Below are 1,476 nucleotides of genomic sequence, written 5' to 3' on the forward strand. Positions count from 1 at the left end.
ATCCATGTCCCTTTTTTCGTTACCAGGTACAGCATTAAATTGTTTCTGCAATTGTTTTACTTTTGATAGTAAACTCATCGTTTCAACTCCTCTAGCTGCTTTTCAATAGCTTCTAACCTCTCTGCTGCTTCCCCGTCTTTATAAGCACCCAGGAATACGTTGGACAAATACCCAATGGCATTTGCTTTCTTTATTGGATCAATATCTTCGTTTTGCCTGAGAATGTTGATCTGCTCTGTTATTAATTTCTTGATATCCTGTGGTTTAGTTAATCTTCTTTGTTTTACCATTGGGTATATCCCCCTTTCAAAACGTTGGTATTATGCTAGTTTCAGTTAAATTACATAAACATAAAACCATTAAAACCAGTTGTTATAAAATAAATTTTGCTTTATTTCTTATTTCTAGTCTTGAAGTACATTCCTTTCTTTTTCATGGCTTCTAGTATTTTTTTATTAAAAATACTAGATTGTTCTAATACATGGTTAGGTAAATCAATATACCGTTCTGTTGGTCCAAGTTCGAGCTTTTCATCCAATTCAAGATATAAACTCAATGCTTCTTCTAGATTTAATTCCCTAGTCGATTTAAGCCCAATGCCGTTCTCAAATCGAACATGAATCTCATATACTCCCTTACTGTTTGCTACGGTCCTTAATATCTCGCCATTTTCTGGCCAATCGGTAAAAACATTTTCTTCTCGCCAGTTATGGGTAGACATACCTTGCTTACCATCATCCAGCATTGCTTGTGTTATATATTCGCCCATCCAAATCGCTCCAATCTGATTAATTGTAGATTCCACTTGCTGAAGAACGTAATTCTTCTTCTAACTGGGTAGTTAATCTTGCAATGATGGCATCGGCATCTGCTGTTTCTTTTATATGAGTGTCACCAAATGTAATATTAGGAGTTAACGTTACGAAATTTTGTATATTTTGCAATTCCGCATATTCTCTAAGAAGCTTAAGGTCCTCACTGGAAATATCTACGGTATCATTAATCTTGCCTACTTCTCCAACTTTACCTACTTTTCCGATATCCCCTTTATCTGCTTTACCTGGTAAGCCACCAAACTTATCTAATCCTTTCAATACATTTTCTAATCCAGTGTTTTGTCCAGCACCGTTCACAATATCATTGATTTTCCCTAGTTCTGATCCAATTCCAGAAACGAGATTCGCCCCAGCTGAGTAACCACTATTGAATGCATTTGGCACATTCCACATTTTCATCTTAGGTATTTCCCACACATCGATACCGTTATTTCTAGTCGGTTTTTCTAAACTATTCATCATCCCATTAATCAAATCACTTGCTGAATTTATGTTTGCAGTATCGAATAATTCTGCCTTACTGAAATCGGTACCGAAGATACCATTCACTTTATCCACTAACCAATTAAAGCCTTCTAGCGCTTTGTTTACAGCATTCATAATGGCATCAATAAAGGAATTTGCAAAATCACCTGCTCCA

Annotated in this window: 3 protein-coding genes; all 3 read right to left on the bottom strand. The window is 35.8% G+C overall.

What is annotated here, in order from left to right; all coding sequences use genetic code 11:
* Positions 1-74 precede the first annotated feature (74 nt).
* The gene (locus tag RG19_RS17825) at positions 75-290 is read right to left on the bottom strand and encodes a hypothetical protein (RefSeq protein WP_157515408.1); all 216 of its coding nucleotides are present in this window, start codon (positions 288-290) and stop codon (positions 75-77) included.
* A 101-nt stretch (positions 291-391) separates the two neighbouring features.
* Positions 392-769, bottom strand: a complete 378-nt coding sequence (locus RG19_RS17830; RefSeq protein ID WP_157515409.1) for a hypothetical protein — start codon at positions 767-769, stop codon at positions 392-394.
* A gap of 19 nt (positions 770-788) precedes the next feature.
* Positions 789-1,476 (bottom strand): hypothetical protein (locus RG19_RS17960; RefSeq protein ID WP_202905390.1); only part of this gene is annotated, 688 nt, incomplete at its 5' end.

Origin of the sequence: Luteimonas abyssi (assembly GCF_001482195.1) — a bacterium.
In the GTDB taxonomy this organism is placed as follows: domain Bacteria; phylum Pseudomonadota; class Gammaproteobacteria; order Xanthomonadales; family Xanthomonadaceae; genus Luteimonas; species Luteimonas abyssi.